This is a genomic window from Pandoraea aquatica, assembly GCF_902459565.1.
Lineage (GTDB): Bacteria > Pseudomonadota > Gammaproteobacteria > Burkholderiales > Burkholderiaceae > Pandoraea > Pandoraea aquatica.
In genome coordinates this window covers 1-1038 of sequence record NZ_CABPSN010000016.1, presented here as the reverse complement: position 1 = coordinate 1038, position 1038 = coordinate 1, and the positions used below count along the sequence as shown (strand labels likewise).

General features: G+C 63.3%; 1 protein-coding gene and 1 pseudogene. Both read right to left on the bottom strand.

From position 1 onward, the window contains the following. Positions 1–359: pseudogene (locus PAQ31011_RS26240) on the bottom strand (electron transfer flavoprotein subunit alpha/FixB family protein); the annotation flags it as partial. Positions 360–372: 13 nt separating this feature from the next. After that, positions 373–1038: electron transfer flavoprotein subunit beta/FixA family protein (locus PAQ31011_RS26235; RefSeq protein ID WP_150578556.1), on the bottom strand; the 666-nt coding region annotated here is incomplete at its 5' end.

Here is a 1038-nt window from a genome sequence, read left to right as displayed (position 1 = left end):
GCGCTGTCGACCTTCGTGATATCCGAGATCTGCGCGACGTCGAGCAACGCTGCGACGCGCGGGGCGATGTTCTTGCCGTATGCCGTGGCCGGGGCCAGGATGTGCGAGTAGTTGCCCGCAATCGACACCACTTCGTCAGCGATGTTCTCGGCCAGACCGTCGCCGAAGTAGGCAGCGTCTGCCAGCAACACCTTCTTCACACCGGCGATCTGCGCGGCAGCGTCAGCCGCAGCCTTCGCGTTGCTGCCTGCGACCAGCACGTGCACGTCGTCGCCGCATTGCAGCGCTGCCGTGACCGTATTGAGGGTGGCCGATTTGATCGCGGTATTGTCGTGTTCTGCAATGACCAGAATGCTCATCTCGTCGTCTCCCTTAAATGACCTTAGCTTCGGTCTTGAGCTTGTCGACGAGCGCAGCCACGTCCGCCACCTTCACCCCTGCGCTGCGCTTGGGCGGCTCGGCCACCTTCAGCGTCTTCAGACGCGGGCTCACATCCACGCCCAGATCCGCGGGCTTCACGGTCTCCAGCGGCTTCTTCTTCGCCTTCATGATGTTGGGCAGCGTCACGTAACGCGGCTCGTTCAGGCGCAGGTCCGTCGTGATCACTGCGGGCAGCGACAGCGACACGGTCTCGAGACCGCCGTCCACTTCGCGCGTCACTTGTGCACGGTTATCCGCCACCGACACCTTCGAGGCGAACGTCGCCTGCGGCAGCTTGGCGAGCGCCGCGAGCATCTGACCGGTTTGATTGGAATCGTCGTCGATGGCTTGCTTGCCCAGGATCACCAGTTGCGGTTGCTCCTTGTCCACCAGCGCCTTAAGCAGCTTGGCCACGGCCAGCGGCTGCAACTCTTCGTCCGACTCGATGAGAATCGCGCGATCCGCACCGATGGCCAGCGCCGTACGCAGCGTCTCTTGCGACTGGGCTACGCCCGCCGACACCGCGATCACTTCCGTCGCCACGCCCGCTTCCTTCAGACGCACCGCCTCTTCCACCGCGATTTCGTCGAACGGATTCATCGACATCTTCACGTTCGC